The organism is uncultured Gimesia sp. (assembly GCF_937919775.1).
GTDB lineage: Bacteria > Planctomycetota > Planctomycetia > Planctomycetales > Planctomycetaceae > Gimesia.
In genome coordinates this window covers 1-3415 of the sequence record NZ_CALFPF010000810.1, presented here as the reverse complement: position 1 = coordinate 3415, position 3415 = coordinate 1, and the positions used below count along the sequence as shown (strand labels likewise).

Here is a 3415-nt window from a genome sequence, read left to right as displayed (position 1 = left end):
GATTCTCAATTCGGTTCAGCAGCAGACGATTCGGCCGGTTGAGTACCCAGCCTGTGATTCTACCACACAGCAAAATCAAACAAATAAGTCCGGGGGTACTAATGGTGGCACCAAATGCTGGAGAGACGGAAAATGCCAACAAGGCACAAAAGGGTGTAGCGCAGCAGAATGGCGCAACCCAATTGGGAAGATCAGAAGTATTCATGGATGACTCCTAATTCTTCGTTTTGTCGATGAATAATTTCGTCTGTTTTTCCGCGGCCTCAAACAACCCCGTAACATGATTCAGCATCTCGATTCGCTGTTCACCGCTCCATTCGTCATATGGAGTCGTAGTGACTGAGTAGTCGGAATACTGATTATCTGGCTCGAAGATATGAACTTCGATACAAATACGTTTTTTGCCGTTCCATTTTTTCCACGTGAGGCATGAAAAGTCTTCTGGACGCCACTCGTTATGGTCGTATGTGTAAGACACAGAGCAGGGAATGGGTAGTGCCTTTAAACAGGCTTCAATTTCATCCCATTGCGCGTCTAGCCGCTTGTAGGCTTCGGAAAGATCGGAACGAAGAGCTTCAACAGGCGCAGAGAGTTTGCGCAAATCAAGTTTGACCATTTTGGCCTCCTTATTACTCCAACTCGAAGTTTAGATTGAATATCACGAACCGTAAGGAACGCGTTTGTACCACTAGCACGTAATTAAATTACCACAGCTCGTTGAAAGAATCAATCCTGAGGCAAATAACGTCCACATAAATCGCACAAGTCACGCTATCCGTTTTCAATCTCAATTCTAGTTTACTACCAGCCAAAATCTCTTTAGGCCCGCCTCAGAATTATAGATAGGCTGAAATAGTCTAGGCCATATCCCCATAATGCGGGCTGGTTAAGCTGATATGTTCATTCGATTCGCCACCCACTATTTACATTGTCACCAATATCACTTATAGTGTCGATCAGGAAAATCACACCGAGGGATACCGATGCAGATTTTGACACTTACGAATTATATCAAGGCCGATCTGATCGCGCGGCTGTCGCGGGAGGAACTGCGGCCTGAATCGCTGACGCTGGCGGCGCTTTCCGATCATTACCGGGTGAGTGTCACCCCCATTTATCATGCCATTAATGAACTGATCGATGAAGGTTATCTCTACCGCGAGAAGAGCCGTCGGCTGAATGTGAATCAGGACAAGATCGGCGATGCCAAAACCGCGGCGTTGTCTCCCCAGCCCGCGCCCCCCGAAGATCATTTCAGACGTATTACCGAGGACCTGCTGGCGATCAGTCTCGAAGGGGAATCGCTGTTTCTGCGCGAAGCGACGTCTGCGGAGAAATACGGCATCAGTCGTTCGAGTTTACGCAACATCTTCAATCGGCTGGCCGGCGATGGCGTGCTGGAACATGTGCCGCGTCGCGGCTGGAAACTGCGGTCGTTTAATCAGCACGATCTCGATGCGTTCATTGAAGTCCGTGTCGACCTCGAACTGAAAGCGCTCGAACTCGCGAAAGGTCGGCTCGATCCGCAGGTCCTGCAGAAAATTCTGGCGGGCAATCAGGTGCCTCAAACTGATGAAGAACCGCTGCAGATCGACAACAGCCTGCACGAATATCTGATCAAACAGTCGGACAACTATTACATCATCAGTTTCTTCGATCGGCACGGCCGTTATTTCGACCTGCTGTTCCTCTGGGAATCGAACGTCCGGGAAGCCGCGATCCAGGAAATTCAGCAACACCAGCGCATCTTAACCGCGCTGCTCAACGAAGACTGGACGACTGCCCGCGAAGAACTCGAGTTCCATCTCCGCAGTAATCACCCGGTTTTGTCGCAGTTAAAACGCTGAGTTACTCTACCTCTTTGGAATGCGAGACCGTCACGGTGCTGCTGATGCCTCCCCGGGGAGTGAATTCGGCTCGCAGTTCCAGCCAGCGGGGATCGGTGACCGCGATCAGATCATCCAGAATGCGGTTGGTCACGTCTTCATAAAACGCGCCGACGTTACGGTAGCTCTGCAGATAGAGTTTCAACGACTTGAGTTCGAAACAGACCTGATCCGGAATGTAGGTAATAAACAGCGTGCCGAAATCGGGCTGGCCGGTTTTCGGGCAGACCGACGTGAATTCGGGGCAGACCGTTTCCATCACGTAATCGCGATTCGGATAGGGATTTTCAAACGTTTCCAGCAGATGCCGGGGAGATTCGGTTTCACTCATGGTCGTTTGTTTCTGTAGAATATTGCGGCTTGTGATTAATCAGTGCCCGTGTTTTATTCGCATCTCGCTGCACGTGCAAGCACCCACGCCCGGTTTTGCTTCAAAACGGCTCAAATCTTCACAAAGATCCGCTGCAGGTACATCAACAGGCAAATCAGCCACAACACAAACAGCACCGCTGCCGACAGTGCGATCGGCGTAAACGGACAGTCAGAGCCGAACAGACTGTTGGTAGTCGTCCAACCCGTGACGGCGTCGAGAGTCGTCAAATGAATCTTGAGCGATTTCTGAATCCAGGGTCGAATGAGCTGGGCCATAAAATACATGGCAATGGAATTCATGCCGACCACCACAAACGGAAACGCCCACTTCTTATATCCTTTGACATCGATGATCCAGTAGAACACCGCCAGAAACCAGAACGCCCAGCCCGCGCTGAAAATCGCCCAGCCGGGGGACCAGATGCGTTTGACGATCGGCGACAGATGCCATTCCCACTGATCAAACCTCACGGGCCAGATCGACGTATCCAGGACCATCGAAACCACAAAACAGATCAACCCCGCCTGCAGCAGCCATTTGACTTTCATTTTCTCCAGGCGATTCGAAATCAGCAGTGAACCCGCCATCAGGCCGAACAGCATCGTGGCAATCGAAGGAATGAAATTCAGCGTCTGATATCCGCCCGAATTCACCCAGAATTTCTGTCCGAGAAACGGTTCTTCGTAGCGGGGGAACCGATTGAGCAACTGCCGATCAACGGCGGCGGCGGCGTTCGTGTGTTTATTCCAGGCACTGCCGATCCCGGAAAACTGCGACCATTCCGCCGCGTCCTGATGTTTGACTTCCTGCAGATAAGCCTGCACTTCCGTCAGTTGTTCTGCCGGGGGCGCATACTGGTAAAAGAAAAACCAGTACCCTCCCAGAATTGTCACTGCGCCCAGCAACTGAGTGACGAGGGCACGATTAACGTAAAAGAACACAAACAGATATCCCAGGCCGATCTGGCACAGTACATTGGCAAACGTAAAATTGATCTGCGGACCGGACTGAGACGATAAAAAGAGCCCCAGTACAACCAGCAGGACCGCGCGAAAAATCGCATGCATCCAGATACGAAACGTGGAATCCCCCTTTTGCCTGCGTTTGCGGACGGAGAAGGGCATCGAAACGCCGACCATGAACATAAAAGAGGGCT

General features: G+C 51.1%; 5 protein-coding genes. 1 reads left to right on the top strand and 4 read right to left on the bottom strand.

The window, feature by feature from the left end; translation table 11 throughout:
• Window positions 1–205: hypothetical protein (locus Q0294_RS23150; RefSeq protein ID WP_299470222.1), on the bottom strand; the 205-nt coding region annotated here is incomplete at its 3' end.
• Between the two features lie 9 nt (window positions 206–214).
• Window positions 215–616, bottom strand: a complete 402-nt coding sequence (locus Q0294_RS23145) for a hypothetical protein (protein ID WP_299470220.1) — start codon at window positions 614–616, stop codon at window positions 215–217.
• A gap of 367 nt (window positions 617–983) precedes the next feature.
• Between Q0294_RS23145 and Q0294_RS23140 the strand changes: the two genes are divergently transcribed.
• A complete protein-coding gene (locus tag Q0294_RS23140; protein WP_299470218.1) occupies window positions 984–1847 on the top strand; it encodes an FCD domain-containing protein in 864 nt (287 codons plus the stop codon).
• 1 nt (window position 1848) lies between these two features.
• Here the strand turns inward: Q0294_RS23140 and queF are convergent, their stop codons facing one another.
• Window positions 1849–2217, bottom strand: coding sequence for a preQ(1) synthase (queF, locus tag Q0294_RS23135; RefSeq protein ID WP_299470216.1), 369 nt, complete (start codon window positions 2215–2217; stop codon window positions 1849–1851).
• A gap of 110 nt (window positions 2218–2327) precedes the next feature.
• Window positions 2328–3415: DUF5009 domain-containing protein (locus tag Q0294_RS23130; protein ID WP_299470214.1), on the bottom strand; the 1088-nt coding region annotated here is incomplete at its 5' end.